14 protein-coding genes are annotated in these 17,191 nt (G+C 59.9%); 12 read left to right on the top strand and 2 right to left on the bottom strand.

Going from position 1 to position 17,191, the window contains the following annotated elements:
- The first annotated feature begins 375 nt into the window (after positions 1-375).
- The 8 genes from Q0Y09_RS07550 to Q0Y09_RS07515 all read left to right on the top strand — a co-directional run bounded on the left by Q0Y09_RS07550 (position 376) and on the right by Q0Y09_RS07515 (position 11,188).
- Positions 376-1,281 carry a flagellin gene (locus Q0Y09_RS07550; RefSeq protein ID WP_297719931.1) on the top strand — a complete coding sequence of 302 codons (906 nt, stop codon included), beginning with the start codon at positions 376-378 and terminating at the stop codon, positions 1,279-1,281.
- Between the two features lie 95 nt (positions 1,282-1,376).
- The gene (locus Q0Y09_RS07545; RefSeq protein ID WP_297719929.1) at positions 1,377-3,320 is read left to right on the top strand and encodes a hypothetical protein; all 1,944 of its coding nucleotides are present in this window, start codon (positions 1,377-1,379) and stop codon (positions 3,318-3,320) included.
- A 13-nt stretch (positions 3,321-3,333) separates the two neighbouring features.
- Positions 3,334-3,846 carry an adenylyl-sulfate kinase gene (locus Q0Y09_RS07540; protein WP_297719927.1) on the top strand — a complete coding sequence of 171 codons (513 nt, stop codon included), beginning with the start codon at positions 3,334-3,336 and terminating at the stop codon, positions 3,844-3,846.
- On the top strand, positions 3,843-4,571 hold the full coding sequence (locus Q0Y09_RS07535; RefSeq protein WP_297719925.1) for an SDR family NAD(P)-dependent oxidoreductase: 729 nt from the start codon (positions 3,843-3,845) through the stop codon (positions 4,569-4,571). The genes Q0Y09_RS07540 and Q0Y09_RS07535 overlap by 4 nt, the downstream gene beginning before the upstream one ends.
- Complete coding sequence (locus Q0Y09_RS07530; RefSeq protein WP_297719923.1) at positions 4,568-5,110, top strand: DUF2284 domain-containing protein; 543 nt, start codon at positions 4,568-4,570, stop codon at positions 5,108-5,110. Before Q0Y09_RS07535 ends, Q0Y09_RS07530 begins: the two co-directional genes overlap by 4 nt.
- Positions 5,111-5,137: 27 nt before the next feature.
- Complete coding sequence (locus Q0Y09_RS07525; RefSeq protein ID WP_297719921.1) at positions 5,138-5,875, top strand: NTP transferase domain-containing protein; 738 nt, start codon at positions 5,138-5,140, stop codon at positions 5,873-5,875.
- A 271-nt stretch (positions 5,876-6,146) separates the two neighbouring features.
- Positions 6,147-6,998, top strand: coding sequence for a PHP domain-containing protein (locus Q0Y09_RS07520; RefSeq protein WP_297719919.1), 852 nt, complete (start codon positions 6,147-6,149; stop codon positions 6,996-6,998).
- A gap of 1,007 nt (positions 6,999-8,005) precedes the next feature.
- On the top strand, positions 8,006-11,188 hold the full coding sequence (locus tag Q0Y09_RS07515) for an S-layer homology domain-containing protein (RefSeq protein WP_297719917.1): 3,183 nt from the start codon (positions 8,006-8,008) through the stop codon (positions 11,186-11,188).
- Positions 11,189-11,312: 124 nt separating this feature from the next.
- On the opposite strand, the gene Q0Y09_RS07510 is transcribed toward Q0Y09_RS07515, so the two are convergent.
- Positions 11,313-12,191 (bottom strand): hypothetical protein, encoded by an 879-nt coding sequence (locus Q0Y09_RS07510; protein ID WP_297719915.1) that lies wholly within the window; start codon positions 12,189-12,191, stop codon positions 11,313-11,315.
- A 151-nt stretch (positions 12,192-12,342) separates the two neighbouring features.
- Between Q0Y09_RS07510 and Q0Y09_RS07505 the strand changes: the two genes are divergently transcribed.
- From Q0Y09_RS07505 to Q0Y09_RS07490, 4 genes are all read left to right on the top strand, one after another.
- Positions 12,343-13,422 (top strand): PfkB family carbohydrate kinase, encoded by a 1,080-nt coding sequence (locus Q0Y09_RS07505; RefSeq protein WP_297719913.1) that lies wholly within the window; start codon positions 12,343-12,345, stop codon positions 13,420-13,422.
- Between the two features lie 58 nt (positions 13,423-13,480).
- On the top strand, positions 13,481-14,401 hold the full coding sequence (locus Q0Y09_RS07500) for a pseudouridine-5'-phosphate glycosidase (RefSeq protein WP_297719911.1): 921 nt from the start codon (positions 13,481-13,483) through the stop codon (positions 14,399-14,401).
- Positions 14,402-14,522: 121 nt separating this feature from the next.
- The gene (locus Q0Y09_RS07495; RefSeq protein ID WP_297719909.1) at positions 14,523-14,789 is read left to right on the top strand and encodes a hypothetical protein; all 267 of its coding nucleotides are present in this window, start codon (positions 14,523-14,525) and stop codon (positions 14,787-14,789) included.
- A 140-nt stretch (positions 14,790-14,929) separates the two neighbouring features.
- Entirely contained in the window at positions 14,930-15,817 is an 888-nt protein-coding gene (locus Q0Y09_RS07490; RefSeq protein ID WP_297719907.1) for a cation transporter, read from the top strand.
- 63 nt (positions 15,818-15,880) lie between these two features.
- On the opposite strand, the gene Q0Y09_RS07485 is transcribed toward Q0Y09_RS07490, so the two are convergent.
- The coding region (locus tag Q0Y09_RS07485) for a transglutaminase domain-containing protein (RefSeq protein WP_297719905.1) at positions 15,881-17,191 on the bottom strand (1,311 nt) is incomplete at its 5' end.

The raw sequence follows: 17,191 nt of genomic DNA, 5'->3' as shown, positions 1-17,191 counted from the left end.
CGCCTTTTACGGCCTTTCGGCGGGTCTGAGTATTGCTGACCCATGGGCAACCGCCCGTGCCCGTTGGGCCCCCACTCCCGCAAAGCCGCCAGGTGGGAAAAACAGAGGGCCACTCCGCCGCCCTGCGGCGGCGGACGCACCCGAAGCCTTCGGGCTGTCCACTCAGCACAATATTATTTTTATATTATTCTTTATGGTTTCACCCGGTCTCGCGAACCGGTTGAAATAAATAGAAACGCGCAGGAAAGGCCCGGATGACAAAGGCCACGGAGTCCGGACCGGAACGCGCCAGGCCAATGCGCGAAGATATGGAGATCGACGCGCAGCACAGCCGCCCCCGGCAAAATCATTTTACATTGAAAGGAAGCAATTAGAATGAGGATCCAACACAATATTATGGCTATGAATGCCTACCGTAACCTGTCCGGCAACAACAGCGCCCTGTCCAAGAACCTGGAGAAGCTCTCCTCCGGCTACAAGATCAACCGCGCCGGCGACGACGCCGCCGGTCTGGCCATCTCCGAGAAGATGCGGGCCCAGATCACCGGCCTGAACGCCGCCCAGAAGAACGTCAAAGACGGCATCTCCATGGTGAAGACCTCTGAAGGCGCCCTCCAGGAAGTCCAGGACATGATGAACCGCATGGTCTACCTGGCCGAGCAGTCCGCCAACGGCACCTACGACAACGACGTGGACCGCAAGGCCCTCCAGGACGAGGTCACCGCCCTGAAGGACGAGATCTCCCGCATCGCCGACACCGCCAACTTCAACGGCAAGAAGCTGTTTGCTGCTGGCTCGAACAACCTCTCTGCCTTCAAGCTGCAGATCGGCGACACCACCGCCGCCGCCGACCAGCTGGATCTCTCCAAGGTCGTCGGCTCGAAGGGCAAGCTTGATTTGAAGGGCCTTCTGAAGACTGCCACTACCGGATCTGCTAACTTCTATGATGTCAGCACCGCCAGCAAGGCGCAGAAGCTGCTGGCCAATCTGCGCGGTGGAAGTGATGGTAAAGCCACTGTTGCTGCGGCAAGTGCCGGGATCAACAAGATTTCCGCTCTGCGTGGCAAGCTGGGCGCTGTCCAGAACCGCCTGGAGCACACCCAGAATAACCTGTCCGTCATGACCGAGAACATCCAGGACGCCGAGTCCACCATCCGCGACACCGACGTGGCCGAGGAGATGATGGCCTACACCAAGAACAACATCCTGGTCCAGTCCGCCCAGGCCATGCTGGCCCAGGCCAATCAGGTGCCCCAGGGTATCCTGCAGCTGATGCAGTAAGCACTCCTCAAGCGATTTCACACAGAGAACCCAGAACGGCGGGGGCCGGGCAAGCGCCCGGCCCCCGCCGTCCGCTTTTTGAGAGGAGATGCGCCATGGAACTGATGGAAACGGCCCGCCGCCTGGCGGAGGTGGGCCAGAAAACCGAGGCCCAGAAGGGCTATATCCTGGCCCTGCACGAGGGAGGGCTGGAGCCGGCGGAGGAGCTGGAGGCGGCCATGTTCCTCTTTGTGTCCCAGGCGGAGGACCACACCCTGCCCTACCAGACCTTTGTGTCCCTGTTCAACCGGGGGCTGTACCAGGGGGAGCTGCTGGACCTGCTCGCCCAGGCCTTTTATTTCCCCAACGTGAAGGACCTGCAAAAGCGGTACGAGGCCAACTGCAAGCGCCTTGCCCAGTACCCCTATCTGTTCCGGCGGGACTTCCCCGCCTTTGAGGACCTGCCCCTTCTGTTCTTCCCCTTTGACGACGCGGGCTATCTGCCCTACTACCCGGAGGAGAACCGCTTCGGGGACTATGTGAACTTCAACGATCCGGTGATTGACCGATGCTTTTTTCAGAATTTGGAAAATCCCATCCTGGCAAAGGATGTTTACTCCCAGTATCAGCTGGAATATTTGAACGACAACGTGCGCAAAAGCGAGTGGGTGGGCCGGGAGAACCATATCTATCTCCATTACACCAGCTGGCCGATATTCTGCGCCCACCTCCAATGTCTCAAGCTGAAAGAGCTGCTCAAGGACGAAAAGCTCGTTTTTCTCATGGAGGACGAGGTGGCACAGTACCCTATCGACTTCAAGGCCCGCTTCGGCCTGGATTACAGCCAGTACCCGGTGAAGCCGGTGGGCATCCGGGAGGTGACCCGGCTCATCTGGCACACCCAGCTGGCCACCCACAACGGCGGCGACTTCTTCAACGAGATCTTCTTCCAGCACCCCAATCTGCTGGCCTTTGACACCATGATGTTTGAGGACATCAAGGAAGAACTGGTGGGGGAGAGCCGGAGACAGTGGGAGGGGGAAAAGCGGTACGACACGGACATTGAGCGGCAGCTCAACGCCCTGGGGCGGCCCACGGACAAGGACTTTCTGGTGGCGGTCTTCCTCAAATACATGCTGGAAAACGGCGGCCTGGACCCGGCGGCCCGGATCGCCCCCGCCCTCTTCTTCCAGCCCCACTTCTACAACATGATTTTTGGTCTGGAGGGCTCTGACAAAACGGGCGTCTTTACCCTCTCCTCCGAGGAATATGACGAGCTCCGAAACGCCTCCTTTTTGAAGGGCTTCAAGTACATCAAGACCTTTACCCCCATGCGGCGGCCCACCACCAGCCACGCGGCCACCGTGCGCTTTGCAGTGAACTACCGAAGGGAGGAAAATCAGGAGCAGGGCCTGGCCGACTTTCTCCTCATCCGCCTGCTGAACCGGAGCTTCTGGGTGGACCCGGAAGACCGGCTGTACCACGACAGCGTGCTGGTCCGCTTTGAGGACGGCAAGCTGAATCCCAGGGCCACCTTTACCGCCCTGGCGGAGTTCCTGGACCTGCCCTACACCGAGACCATGAAGGACGCCACCGGCTGCTATGGAAAGACGCTGGGGTTTGACCCGGTAAAGGTGTACGAAACCTACGACCAGTATGCGGGCGACGGGGAGCGGGCGCTGATCGAGTACTTCTTCCAGGATGCCTACCGGGCCTATGGGTACGACTTCCAGTATTATCGCGGGGAGACGGCGGACGACGCCTGGCTGGAGGAGCAGCTGGAGCACACCAAGGAGATCGACGGATGGCTCGAAAAAAGCTATGAAGAGGCGAGCCAGTACCGCCGGGCCCAAGGGGATGAGCTTGCCCGGGATCTGACCGACGAGACCATTGCACAGATCAGCCGTGAAGAGGTGGAGCACATCCGAACGCTCCGCAGCGACGCGGTCCACAGGATGCGGAAGATCAAGACGCTGGTCAACAAATCGGGCGAGCCCCTGCGGCTGATGACCCCGCTGAAACTGGACCCGGCGCTGCTGGAACAGCCGCTCTACCATTGATGGAGAAAACAGGATGAAACAAGGAACTGTATATTTTTTCACCGGTCTGGCCGGTGCGGGCAAGACCACCATCGGCGGGCTGTTCTACCGGCGGCTGAAGGCGGTCAAAAACGATGTGGTGCTGCTGGATGGGGATCAGATTCGTCCTGTGTTCTGTGAGGACATCGGATACAGCAACGAAGACCGCACGCGGGGGGCCTTCCGTCTGTTCCGGGTGTGCCAGATGCTGGCCGAACAGGGCATTGATGTGGTATGCTGCTCCATCTCTATGAACAGTGAGGCACGGGAATGGAACCGGGACAATATCCCCAATTACAGGGAAATCTACATCAGGGTCAGTCGTGAAACCCTGCTCCAGCGCAACCAGAAAGGGCTGTATACCACAGGAAAAAATGTGGTTGGTGTAGACCTGCCCTTTGACGAGCCCCAGCACCCGGACATCACGATCCAAAACGATGGGACGCAGACGCCTGAGCACATTGTGGAACAACTGGAGCACACGCTGCAGGAGGAGAAAAACAGATGAAAACAGCACTGATTACTGGCTCGACCCGGGGAATCGGACGTGCGCTCGGTCTGGCTCTGCTGCGGCAGGGCTGTGCGGTCGCCTTTCACTACCGGCAGGATACTCAATCTGCCAGCAACCTAGAGGAAGAACTGCGGCGCGAGGGCTTTGGGGGGCGGTTCCAGATCATCCAGGCGGATCTCTCCCTGCCAGGAGGGCACGACGTCCTTGTTGATGGGCTTCTGCCCCCCTTCGATAACTTGGATTATCTGATCCTCAATGCAGCACAGACCGCCCGGGGGCGGCTGGAAGAGCTCAGCGTAGAGCGCTGGGAGGCAGTGATGCGAACCAATCTGACCGCCCCACTTTTCCTCACCCAACGGTGCGCCCCGCGGATGCGGGCGCAGGGGTGCGTGCTTTTTGTGGGCGCTGTAATGGGACAATATCCACATGCCATGTCTATCCCCTACGGGGTGAGCAAGGCGGGAGTCCACTACCTAACCCGAAGTCTGGTCAAAGAGTTTGAGATGCAGGCGGTTCGAATCAACTGCGTCTGTCCAGGCTTTGTAGAAACCGACTGGCAGAAGAAAAAACCAACGGAAATTCGTGAATCCATTGAGAGCAAAATTGCTCTGCACCGCTTTGCCAGGGCAGAGGAAGTGGCAGAGCTGTGCTGTTCCATACTAAACAATACCTATATGAACGGGTCTGTCGTCAACATTGATGGAGGATACTGTTACCGATGAGCGAAGAATTGAATCTGACTGTTTTACAGCAGGCGATTGCGGAGCAGTATCCGGAAATTGTTCTGACTGCCATGTCACCAGCAGAGCTTGTATTTGAAACCAGAGTGACTATGAGCTGCTTTTACTGTAAGAATTATGACCGTAACTGGCACTGCCCTCCCAGGACGCCTAAGATCGACTATCAACGTATGATGCTGGAATACGGCAGGGGGGCGTTTGCTCTGATTAGCCTGCCTTTTGACGAAAATAACTTTTCAGAAATTCGGGCACGCTCCACCAATGATTTGCATCAGGCGCTGCTGAAACTGGAAAAGGTACTGTGGGACCACGACTTTCCTATGGCGCTCTCCTTCATTGGCGGGTCATGCAAGCTGTGCAAAAACGGGTGCGGCACGGAGCGTTGCAATCATCCGTACCAAGCCAGGATGCCATTGGAAGCAACTGGAGTAAATGTAATCGAAAGCGCAAAAAAATACGGGATCGAGCTGCATTTTCCACCGAAAACCGTATTGAAGCGGCTGGGTCTGCTTCTGTGGTAGAAGAAAAGAAAGGGCTGGAGATTTTTTATGACGTACATCATTCTCGCAGCCGGAGCGGGAACCCGGCTGAACCCTATTACACTCAGGCACCCCAAAACGCTCTTCTCACTGGACCAGTCGGAGACAATATTGAGCAGAATGGTTGGTCTTCTTCATCATCTGGACAAGGCGGCCAGAATCGTAGTGGTGACTGGCTTTCAGCGGCAGCGGGTGGAGGCTGCGATCAGCGGAAATGTGTCCTGGATACATAACCCCTTCTTCGAGGTGACAAACTCTATCGCTTCCCTGTGGTTTGCAAGGACCTATCTGGAGGGCGAAGTGACCATACTTAACGGGGATATTGTCATGTCTCGTGAATTGCTTGCGGAAGTGGTTACCCGTCCAACAGACAGGCCCTATGTGCTAATGGACAGCTCTGTGCTGAAAAATGGAGACTACAATGTGCAGGCGGACAACGGTAGGGTAGTGGTGATGAGTAAGGAACTGAGCACATACAGCGGCGAATATGCCGGTGTGACGAAGCTGGATGGCTGTTCAGCCAAACGTCTTTGTGAGAAGCTGTGTGAAATGGTGGACAGCGGATTGTACAATCACTGGTACGAAGACGCTCTGGTACAGATGATTTTTGAGAATAACTTTGAACTTCTGGCTATGGACATCCAGCAATATCAGTGGACAGAGGTAGATAACGTAGACGATCTGACGTATGCAAAGCGGATTCATATGAAAGAAGAGTATGTTGGAAGTGAAAAGAGTATAAGCTGATCGAAGCCGTATGCGGAATCGGTGCAAGGGCGGATCTGGGGAGACCCACGACCACCGCAAAGGAGAACAAGGAACATTTTATGGAATCCTTGTCCCGGTGACGCTCCGCCTATGGCACTTTTTACATCACCCCTCTTGACAGACTGCCGCCGATATGATACACATTTGGAGTGTACAGTACATCATACGCGAAAAAAGTGACCAAAGAAGCTGTATAAAAATGGATTTTCAAACATTTTCAGTAATAAAGGGGGTATTTTGAGATACATACATGAAACATCTCGTTGATTTGCACACCCACACCACGGCCTCCGACGGTCAGTATTCTCCGGCGGAGCTGGTGGAGCTGGCGAGGGACGCGGGGCTGAAATATGTGGCTGTCACAGACCACGATACCCTGCGCGGCCTGCCGGAGGCCATGGCGGCAGGGGAAAAACTGGGGGTCCGGGTCATCCCCGGCGTGGAACTGAGCGCTGCGGAGGACCGGCATCTCCACATCCTGGGCCTGAACGTCCAGACAGGGCACACGCCGCTAAGCGAGCTTTGTCAGAAAATGCGGCAGGAGCGGGAGGAGCGAAAGCACAGGACAATGGACTTTTTGCGGAAAAAGGGGGTCCATATTCCTCTGGAAGAGGTGGAGCGACAGGCCGGGAACGCCGCCGTGGGCCGTCCTCACTTTGCCCAAGTGATCGTCCGCCACGGCTACGCCTCCACCACGCAGGAGGTATTTTCCCGCTTTTTGGATACCCAGGAGTATCAGGAGAACGTGAAAGAGTGCAAGCCTTCGGCAGCCGCGTGTATACAGGCCATCCACGCCGCCGGCGGAAAAGCGGTGCTGGCCCACCCGTACCAGCTGGGCTATGACGACATGCGGCTGACAGAGCTGGTGTCCCAGCTGCGGGGATGGGGTCTGGACGGTCTTGAGTGCTACTACCCAAAGCACAGCGCCGAACAGACCGCCTTTTACCTCAAGCTGGCGGAAAACTGCGGCCTGTCCGTCACCGCCGGCAGCGACTTCCACGGGGAAAAGGTGAAGCCAGACGTGCAGCTTCAAGCGGTGGAACTGGATGTGGCGTGGCTGGTAACCGGCGGCTGTGGACAGTCAGCCGAGTTTGCAGGATGATATTTCATCCTATTTGTTCAGGGTTGCACCCACATAGAAAACAAAGGAGAATGCTGATGAAGCAAAGAGTATTCGCGTGGATCATGAGCGTTATCATGCTCCTGGGTCTGCTGCCTGGGACCGCCTTCGCGGCGGGCGGCGGGAAGATACACACCGTTTCAGATGGTGCAGACCTGCGTGAGTTTTTTCAGAAAGAGAATATTCAGGATGGCGATACACTGCAACTGAGTGGAAAAGCCTTTGTCAATGATGTAACTGATCCAAATGACTCTAAGCCTTGGGTGATCGATAAGGCCGTGACCATCCGGGGCGGCTGGATCCAGATGCGCGCCAAAGGTATTCTTCTGGGCGCAGATGTTACCTTTGATGGTGTCCAGTTTGGATTTGAAAACAGAATCAGAAATGCAATCATGGCGAACGGATATACGCTCACATTAAAGGATGTCACTCGCACACAGAATATCACTGGCCAAAGCAGCGCACGACAGGTGCATCTGTTTTGTGGTGGTTTGACTGGCCCCTCTGCGGTGAGTGGTGCTCCGTCTGGTACACATGGAAAAATCATGATTCAGGGCAGCACCTCGCTTGGCAATGTTTATGCTGGCAGTCTGGCTAGTCTTGACAGCCAGAATCAAGCCCAGCCCAATATATTTGATAACCCAGCTACAATTATTATCGATTCTTCTGCCACCGGAAAAATGGGCAAGGTTTACGCCTGTGGCGCAATACAGACGTGGGTTCCAGATCTGACGATAAACCCAGGTGAGTTTGAGCCCAATCCACCCACAGCAGATGCCGGAAAATACAGAGCCAGTGACGAAGTGAATATTAGCCTGTATGACAACGTTGTATCCACAGTCGACGGCGAAACTGGTGGCAGCACAAACGCAAATGTGATATATACTGGCGGTGAATATCTCAATTCCAATCTAAATGTAAGTAATATCGCCCATCTTACGGTACAGGCGGGAAAACTGCAGCCGAACGGAGACATCGCCAACGCCAATGTGACCGTTGCTTCTGGCGCGGAGCTGAGCCTTGTCAGTTTCGGTGATGCCGTCGCCACGGGCAACTTCACCGGCGGCGGCACAGTGGTGCTGGGCCAGAGTCAGACATGGTCAATCGACGGCGCGGTGAGCGGGACAGCGCAGATCGGTATCGGCGGAATTCTTAACAATGCTTCTCAAAAGCCACCGCAAACCGGTCACACCTATATCAGCGCGGTCCAGTCCAATGAAAATAGCTTCACCCTGATCCCTCACAGCGCCCAGCCGAATTACAAGCTCGTCCGGGACACGTCGGGAAATTGGGCGGTGCAGGACGGCCCGAAACAGGAGACCAAGGTGGAGAGCGCCAGCTTCCAAACTCCACAGCCTCTCGATCCAAATAACCACGGCGCGGAGATCCAGGTGGATGTGAACTATAAACCGGCTGCTGATGGCGGGATTTTATCCGGAATCCCGATGGATCTGAAGGTGGACGGTGATTCCGCTTCGCGTCAGGAAGATGCGGAGACGGGCTATTCCTATACGACCACTGGTAACCTTGCCCAGCTGGAGTTTGCAGATTATGGTGATTATGAAGCCCTGTCCATACTGGGTACGGGACAGGGCGAAGAATTTGACCGTATCGCGCCGGGTCAGTATATCATTGAATGCACCATTCCGGCGAAGTTTACCGTCAGTGGACAGCCGATCACCTTCTCCACCACCCTGGAGGTGACGGGCGGCGATACCGGCGACACCGATCTGAGCAAGGCGGATGTCAAAGTAAACGGAACGTATGTCTATACCGGCCAGCCGATCCTCCCGGAAGTGACGGTTACGCTGAACGGCAGCACACTCAAAAAGGATACGGATTATACGGTTACTGCATCCGACAATACGGATGCGGGCAGTGCGACGGTGACCGTCACCGCGGCAAACGGCTCCTCCTACACGGGCGCAAAGAGCGTTCCATTTACGATCATGCCGGCGCCCTTAACGGTCAAGAACGCCGCCATCGCAGACAAAACCTACGACGGCGGCACGAGCGCCGTGGTACAGAGCGTTACCTTTGACAACACCCAGACCACGCTGAACATCAATCGGGATTACACTGTGTCCGGCGAGTTTGACGACCCCAATGCGGGAGACAACAAGTCGGTCACGGTGACGGTATCCCTGATGGGCAAAGCCGCGCAGAATTACGCGCTGCAGAATAACGTCTTCCACCTGACCGGGCAGACCATCCGCAAGGGAACAGGAACCCCCAAGTCCGGCTCCATGCTGGTGACCAACGGCCTGCAGGCGGTTTATTCCTACGACCTGCCCCAGCTGCTGCCCGCCCTGCCCGACGGGCAGGACTTTGGCCGCGTGACCTATACCCTGGGCAAAGTTGCGCTGGGCAGCTATTATACAAACGGCGCGGCTGTGCAGGATGGGGTCCTGACGCTGCCGATTCAGGCTGTGTCGGGTCAGGAGGGGCCTGTCGGCACGGTCACCATTCAAATTGCGACGGATAACTTCACCCTCTCGGACGCCGTCATCCAGGTCTCTGCGGGGAACAGGCAGTCGCCCCAGGGTGAACCGACCCTGACCCCCAGCCGCCTGACCTATGGCCAGCCCCTGTCCGCCATCGCCCTTTCGGGCAATATGAAGGACCTGGGCGGAAAGACTGTGACTGGCCGGTTTACCTGGGATGCACCGGACACCTTGTTCGGCGCGGGCTCCCATAACGCCCTGTGGACCTTCACGCCGGATGACAGCGCCGCCTATGTCGCCGTCACCGGGTCTGCGGAGATCGTGGTGGACCGGGCCGTACCCACTGGTCGGCCCACCTATCAAACCATGACAGCAGCAGGTAAAACGCTGGCAGACGCCAAGCTGACGGCGGCGTTCAGCGTGCCCGGTACCGTAAGGTGGAAGCTGCCGGACACCACCCCGGTGGCCGCCAACACCGCCTATGAATGGGTCTTCACCCCGGATGACGCCCAGAACTACGAGTCCCTCTCGGGTGACATTGTGCTGTGGACCGCCTCCGCTCCTCTCCCGCCCAGCGGCGGGGGCAGCAGCTCCGGCGGCTCTGACGATTCTGACGATTCCGACGACTCCTCCAGCACCACTACCGGGACCACTGGGAACTCCGACGGCTCCACAACCACAACCGTCACCAATCAGACCACCGGCACCGTCACGGAAACCACCAAGTTCCCGGATGGCTCCAAGGAGGTGGTGGAGACCAAGAAGGACGGCACCGTGACCACTACCACCACCGACACGGCGGGCAACAAGACCGAAGTGGTGGAGCATACCGACGGCTCCAGCAAGATCACCGTGGACAACAAGGACGGCTCCGGCTCCGTTACCGAAGTGGACGACAGAGGCCAGGTGGTCAGCGAGACCACCCTGTCCCAGTCTGCCGTAGAGACCGCGCAGAAGAAGGGCGAGGCCGTGGCCCTGCCCATGCCGGAGGTACCCGTCACCACCGACCGGGAGTCCGCCCCCATCGTCACCGTGAATCTGCCCGGCGGCGCCGCCGCCAAGGTGGAGATTCCTGTGGCGAACGTCACCCCTGGCACCGTGGCCGTCATCGTCAAGGCCGACGGCACCGAGGAGGTCATCAAGACCAGCCTCACCACCGAAAACGGCGTGGCCGTGACCCTGTCTGACGGCTACACCATGAAAATTGTGGATAACAGCAAGGACTTTGACGATGTGGCTGACCATTACTGGGGCGCGGAAGCCGTGGCCTTCGCCAGCAGCCGGGAATTGTTCGCAGGCACCAGTGCCACCACCTTCGCCCCCGACATGGCCATGAACCGGGCCATGTTTGTCACCGTCCTGGCTCGCTTTGCGGGTGTGGACACCACCACCGGAAGCACCTGGTATGAGGCCGGACAGCAGTGGGCCATGGAGAACGGCATCTCCGATGGCGCCAACATGGAACAGGACCTGTCCCGTGAGCAGCTGGCCACCATGCTGTGGCGCTATGCGGGCAGCCCCAGCGCCTCCGCCGGTATGAGCGGCTATACCGACGCCGGCACCGTCAGCTCTTACGCACAGCAGGCCATGGCCTGGTGCGTGGAGCAGGGTATCATCGGCGGCATCACAACCGCCACCCTCTCCCCCCAGGGCCCGGCCACCCGCGCGCAGTCCGCGGCCATGCTGATGCGCTTTTGTGCGCGATATGCAGAACCAACGGTATCATAAATGCGGCAGGACCCCCCGGCTATGCCGGGGGGTCCTCTTTGTTCCGTATCGGTGCCGCCCTGGCGGGCCGGTCCGCATCCCTATGCTGGCGCATGTTCGCAGGAGGAATTTCTTTGATGCGGGCTCAGGAGATCATCTCCGCCCCCACGGTATAGGTCCAGGTCCCGTCCTCGCCCCGCTGGGCGGTGCAGTCGTCAAAGAAGTAGGCCCCCAGGCCGGAGCGCCACTTCCGGGCGTCAAAGGCCACCAGCTCCGGCGGCTCCTCCCCCTCGGCGCCCATGGGCAGGCTCTGGGCCCCGTCCTCGTCCACGTCGATGGAGAAGTGACAGCCCTTCTCCCACTGGTAATAGGCCAGGGAATCCTCATAGTCCTCCGCCGGCTCGGCCATGGGGGTGAGATAGCCCTGCTCCCGCAGCTCCTCCAGGGTGCCCTCCACGGGGAAAAGGCCGTGGTCCTGCCCGAAGGCCCAGGCGATGGCGGACCGCTCCGACGGGGTGAGACCGGGCACGCCGGAGAGGTCCACCCCCAGCTCCTCCACCCCCTCGTTGAGGCCGCCGCTGGCGTCCCACAGGTCGGAGAGCACCTGGAGATAGAGCCCGCAGTGGTCGTCGGTGTCCGCGCTTTCCGCCCGCAGGGAGTAGGTCTCCCCCAGCTGGGCGGGGTAGCTCTCGGCCACCATGCCGTTCCAGCACACCGTCACCAGCATGCCGTCTGTCAGGTCGGCGGCGGTCTTCCGTTCTCCGTCGATCCACACCGGGGTCTCCCCCACCGCAAAGGAGTAGACCCCGCCGCCGTCGTAGGGGCCGTTTTCAACCTCCGCCAGCATCAGGACGCCGTCCTCCGCCCCGTCCACGATGCGGCAGGTCATCTCCACGCTGTCCGCCGGCGGGGCGCTCTCCTCCGGCGGCGCTGGGGAGGGAGTGACGGCCTCTCCGGCGGGGACGCCGCACCCGGCCAGCAGGCCAAGGGTCAGCAACACGGGCACAAGCAGATTTCTTTTCATAGGGCTCGCCTCCTTCATGATTCTGTACCCTTTTGGACGCGGTCCGGCCCATTTTGTTCCACGGAGCGGAAATTTCCCCTTGACAGCGCCGGAAAAGGGTATATACTAAACATATGCTTAGATTATAAACATTAGTTTAGAAGGTGAGGCCATGACACAGCGGGAGCGCGAGATCCTCAACTGGATCGCGGAAAATCCCCTCATCTCCCAGCAGGAGCTGGCCGACAAGGCGGGGATCACCCGCTCCTCGGCGGCGGCGCACATCTCCAACCTGATGAAAAAGGGCTATATCGTGGGCAAGGGCTACATCGTCCGCACCGCCCCCTACGCGGTGGTCATCGGCGGCGTGAACATGGACATCGGCGGCCAGCCGGACCGGAAGCTGGTGGCCCAGGACTCCAATCCCGGACGGGTCCGGATGAGCCTGGGCGGCGTGGGCCGGAACATCGCCCACAACATGGCCCTTCTGGGGGTGGACGTGCGGATGCTCACCGCCTTCGGCGACGACCTGTACGCCCAGAAGCTGGCCGCCTCCTGCGGCGAGCTGGGCATCGACATCTCCCACGCCCTCCAGGTCCCCGGGGGGACCACCTCCACCTATCTCTTCCTCAACGATGAGCGGGGGGACATGGCCCTGGCCGTGTCCGACATGGAGATCTACGCCCATGTGACCCCGGCCTACCTCAGCGCCCAGCGGGGCCTGCTGGACAACGCCCAGCTCATCGTGTTCGACACCAATATCCCCGCCGAGACCATCGCCTGGCTGGCCGAGCACGCCCGGGTCCCCCTCTTTTCCGACCCGGTCTCCACCGCCAAGGCGGAAAAGCTCCGCCCGGTGCTGGGGAAGCTCCACACCCTCAAGCCCAACCGCATCGAGGCGGAACTTCTCTCCGGCGTCCCCATCACCGACGCGGCCAGCCTTGACCGGGCCGCCGACGCCCTGCTGGAGACCGGGCTCCGGCGGGTCCTCATCTCCCTGGGCGGGGACGGCATTTTCGCCGCCGACCACAGGGAGCGCTTCCACGTCCCCTGTTATCCCGGAAGCATGGTCAACACCACCGGCTGCGGGGACGCCGCCATGGCCGCCGTGGCCTGGGCCTATCTGGAGGGGACCGACCTTCTGGGCACCGCCCGGGCCGCCCTGGCCGCCGGGGCCGTGGCCATGGAGAGCGGCGAGACCATCAACCCCGCCATGAGCGCCGACGCCCTCAAGGCCCGCATGGCCCTGTGACGGGCCGCCCTTTCCCATCCATCCGATCCACTTTTGATTTTATAATGGAGGTCTTATCATGAGCCTGAACAAGTATCTGGACGTCTCCCCCGAGGTGGCCGCCGCCGTCGCCGCCGGCAAGCCCGTGGTGGCCCTGGAGTCCACCATCATCTCCCACGGCATGCCCTATCCCCAGAACGTGGAGACCGCGCTGAAGGTGGAGGCCATCATCCGGGAAAACGGGGCCGTGCCCGCCACCATCGCCATCCTGGGCGGCCGCCTGAAGGCCGGCCTCACCCCGAAGGAGATCGAGTACCTGGGCAAGCAGGGGACCGCCGTCCACAAGGCCAGCCGCCGGGACCTGGCGGTGCTGTGCGCCCGCGGGGAGGACGGGGCCACCACCGTCACCACCACCATGATCATCGCCCACATGGCGGGGGTGCAGATCTTCGCCACCGGCGGCATCGGCGGCGTGCACCGTGGGGCCGAGACCACCATGGACATCTCCGCCGACCTGGAGGAGCTCTCCCAGACCCAGGTAATGGTGGTGTGCGCCGGGGCCAAGTCCATCCTGGACCTGGGCCTCACCCTGGAGTATCTGGAGACCCACGGCGTGCCCGTCATCGGCTACGGCACCGAGGAGCTGCCCGCCTTCTACACCCGCAAGAGCGGCTTTGCCGTGGACTACCGGATCGACACCCCCGAGGAGCTGGCCGCGGCCTTCAAGGCCGGGCTGGACATGGGGCTCAAGGGCGGCATGCTGGTGACCAACCCCATCCCCGAGGAGTACTCCATGGACCCCGCCGTCATCAACAAGGCCATTGACGAGGCGGTGGCCGAGGCCAAGGCCCAGGGCATCCACGGCAAGGAGACCACCCCCTTCCTGCTGGCCAAGATCAAGGACATCACCGGCGGCGACAGCCTGGATTCCAACATCCAGCTGGTCTTCAACAACGCCCGTCTGGCCGCCAGGACCGCTGTGGAGCTGTGCCGGCTGTAAGCGGCGGCAATAGTACAACGACTTCCCCCCGTCCGGCCTGGCCGGGCGGGGGGATTGGACTTTCCGGGCGGACTGTGGTATGATGGTGTCACGATCATGAAAAAAGGAGGGGGCGGAGACCGTGGGAAAGAAGAAAAAGCTGGGTGCGCCCCGTGAGGCGTACAACCCCTACTATGGAAAGGTCAAGGACGAGTCCCAGATGGCCAAGAAGCCCTTTTTCACCTGGATCTTTGTCATCCCTGGGGCGGTCATCGGGCTGCTCATCGGCTTCAAGGTCCAGGACCTTTTCCTGGGCCTCGTCTTCGGCGCCATCATGGGCATCGCCGTGGGCACCCTGCTGGACAAGTGGCTGGAGAAGCGGAAGGAGCGCCGGGAGGAGGACCGTTAGGTCCTCCCACAGCAGCCGCCCCCTGATGCAGGCAGACGGATGCATCAGGGGGCCTTCCATTTTCCTGCCGGGCCGTCCCGACGGCGGTCCCGGCACCAAACGCGCCGCTCCCTGCGGCAATTTTTAAGAGGGATCCTGTTATGACGACGGAAAAACGAGAAAAGCAAGTCCTGCTCCTGTCCTTTTTTGCCGGCCTGGCCTTCGCCGTGGCCGAGTTCATCTTCTCCATTTACAGCCACTCCCAGTCGGCCCTGACCGACGCGGTATACGACCTCTCCGAGCTGGTCTTCATCGCCCTGCTCCTCTTTCTGACCCCCCTGTTCCACCGGCCCGTGTCGGAGAAGCACCCCTACGGGTACTTCCAGGTGGAGTCCATCTTCGTCATCATCAAGGGCGTGATGATGCTCTCCGTCACGGTCAGCGTCTCCGCCAGCGTCATCGACTCGGCCCTGTCCGGGGGCAATGCCGTGAACAACGCCCAGGTCTCCCTCTTCCAGTTCGTGCTGGGGTGCGCCAGCGCCGTCATTTTTCTGGTGATGCGGCGGCTCAACCGCAACCTCTCCTCCCCCACCGTGGCGGCGGAGCTGCTGGGCTGGAAGCTGGACGTCGCATACAGCCTGGGGATGTCCCTGGCCTTTTTTGTCTCTTTGAAGCTGGAGGGCACCGCCCTGGCCTTCCTCATGCCCTACTTTGACCAGATCGTCGCCGTGCTGGTGATGGTCTTCATGCTGCCCGAGAGCGTCAAGGTCCTCTGGGGGGCGGTGAGGGAGGTCTTCCTCTTCTCCCCGGAGCCCGCCCTCATGGAGGAGATCAAGGAGGTCTGCCGCCCCATTCTGGAGGCCCATCACTTTTCCCCCCTCTTTTACGACGTGACCAAGACGGGCCGCCATCTGTGGGTGGCCGTCTATTTCCAGATCGAGTCGGGCAGCCTGGGGGTGGACGCCCTCTCGGAGGCGTGGGAGGCCGCCAACGCGGCCCTCGGGGCGCGCTACCCGGAATGCAGCTGCGAGCTGATCCTGACGCCGTAGCAGGGCGTTTTTACACAAAAGCAGTGGGCAGAGAATCTCTCTGCCCACTGCTTTTGCTGTCTGTCAACGATATTTTTCGGCGGTCTCAATGAGGGCCTGAGTTACATCAATTTCTCCACCAACATTCATAGAATGGGGGTAACCATAGAGTTTCTCGTGCTGGCTCATGGTCAGGATGAGGGGATGCCCCACGTCGGCGGCCCCGCCGTCGAGGGCGTACCACGTCCCGTCGATAAGCACATGGTTCCATGCGTGAGCGCCATCACGGACGTCTCCCTTCACCTGATAACAGGGGATACCGGCGGCCCCGACGATTTCATTGAGAGCCCGGGAAAAGTTGTCACAGTCTCCGGTTGTGATGCCATTCGTCCAGTCAAAACCTTGCCCTGTTACCGTCGCGTAGTCAAATCGGTCACACACCGCTTTGACGCAGAGCTCCACCTTTTCCCGGTCGGACATGCCGTCGGTGAACTGGGCGAAAATGGGAGCGAAGATGGGCTCCAAGTCAGACGGGAGAAACCGGGCTGTAAAATAGGTAAACTCCGTCGTTCCCTTCGTTCCAAATTGCGCTCCGTATGCATACAGGCTCCCAGTAGCTTTATTTACAGTGACTTGTTCATCTGTAAGCTCTCTGGAATAAACAGCATAATTGTAGTTTTTATTCACAGCACCGTTAAGATTGCCTTCATGGAGGATAATATCAGAATGAACCAGCGTATCCACCGCCGCATTAAATGCGTCCTTGTCTGCCAGGCTCTTGATCTCGTCGCTCTGCTCGCTCCAATAGTCCACGATGGGCTTGTGGGTGTCCAGACTGAGGGTGACGGGGGTGGAGCTGATGGTGCCCACCACGTTGCTGGGAGCGGCGGGCGTCTCGGGTGCAACGGGCTGTTCTGACTCCACCGGCTGCTCCGGCCCGGCGGGGGTCTGACTGCCGCCGCTGAGCACCCCTTTCAGCCGGCCATAGAGGACGGCGGCCTGGGCCCGGTCCACGGAGCGGTCCCCGGCGAAGGTGCCTTTCTCATCGGTACCGGTGATGATGTCCAGGGAGAAGACGGCGGTCACGGCGTCCTGATAATGGGCGGGAATGGTGGCAAAGTCGCCGATCTCCCCCTGAGTCTCGGCCATTTCCCCCTGGGTGGGCAGGGCGAAGCCCTTGTCCCGGAGGATGTTGGTCATGACTGCGGCCATGTCATAGCGGGAGACCGGTTCCTCCATGCCGGCCCTCGTGCCGGCAAACAGGCCGTGGGCCGTTCCGACGGCCTGGGCGGGGGCGTACCAGGGGGAAGCGTTCCCTTTATCCAGCTCGGCCTGTACCTCCGGGCCGTAGAAGCCCCGGCCCAGGATGGTGATGAACTGGGCCATGGTGAGGGT

This window comes from Intestinimonas sp. (assembly GCF_026169115.1).
Classification (GTDB): domain Bacteria; phylum Bacillota; class Clostridia; order Oscillospirales; family Oscillospiraceae; genus Intestinimonas.
This window is presented reverse-complemented; position numbering and strand designations above follow the sequence as displayed.

Coding starts and splice junctions, on each gene's coding strand:
- Q0Y09_RS07550 (WP_297719931.1), top strand. CDS start 376: ATGAGGATCCAACACAATATTATGGCTATGAATGCCTACCGTAACCTG.
- Q0Y09_RS07545 (WP_297719929.1), top strand. CDS start 1,377: ATGGAACTGATGGAAACGGCCCGCCGCCTGGCGGAGGTGGGCCAGAAA.
- Q0Y09_RS07540 (WP_297719927.1), top strand. CDS start 3,334: ATGAAACAAGGAACTGTATATTTTTTCACCGGTCTGGCCGGTGCGGGC.
- Q0Y09_RS07535 (WP_297719925.1), top strand. CDS start 3,843: ATGAAAACAGCACTGATTACTGGCTCGACCCGGGGAATCGGACGTGCG.
- Q0Y09_RS07530 (WP_297719923.1), top strand. CDS start 4,568: ATGAGCGAAGAATTGAATCTGACTGTTTTACAGCAGGCGATTGCGGAG.
- Q0Y09_RS07525 (WP_297719921.1), top strand. CDS start 5,138: ATGACGTACATCATTCTCGCAGCCGGAGCGGGAACCCGGCTGAACCCT.
- Q0Y09_RS07520 (WP_297719919.1), top strand. CDS start 6,147: ATGAAACATCTCGTTGATTTGCACACCCACACCACGGCCTCCGACGGT.
- Q0Y09_RS07510 (WP_297719915.1), bottom strand. CDS start 12,191: ATGAAAAGAAATCTGCTTGTGCCCGTGTTGCTGACCCTTGGCCTGCTG.
- Q0Y09_RS07505 (WP_297719913.1), top strand. CDS start 12,343: ATGACACAGCGGGAGCGCGAGATCCTCAACTGGATCGCGGAAAATCCC.
- Q0Y09_RS07500 (WP_297719911.1), top strand. CDS start 13,481: ATGAGCCTGAACAAGTATCTGGACGTCTCCCCCGAGGTGGCCGCCGCC.
- Q0Y09_RS07490 (WP_297719907.1), top strand. CDS start 14,930: ATGACGACGGAAAAACGAGAAAAGCAAGTCCTGCTCCTGTCCTTTTTT.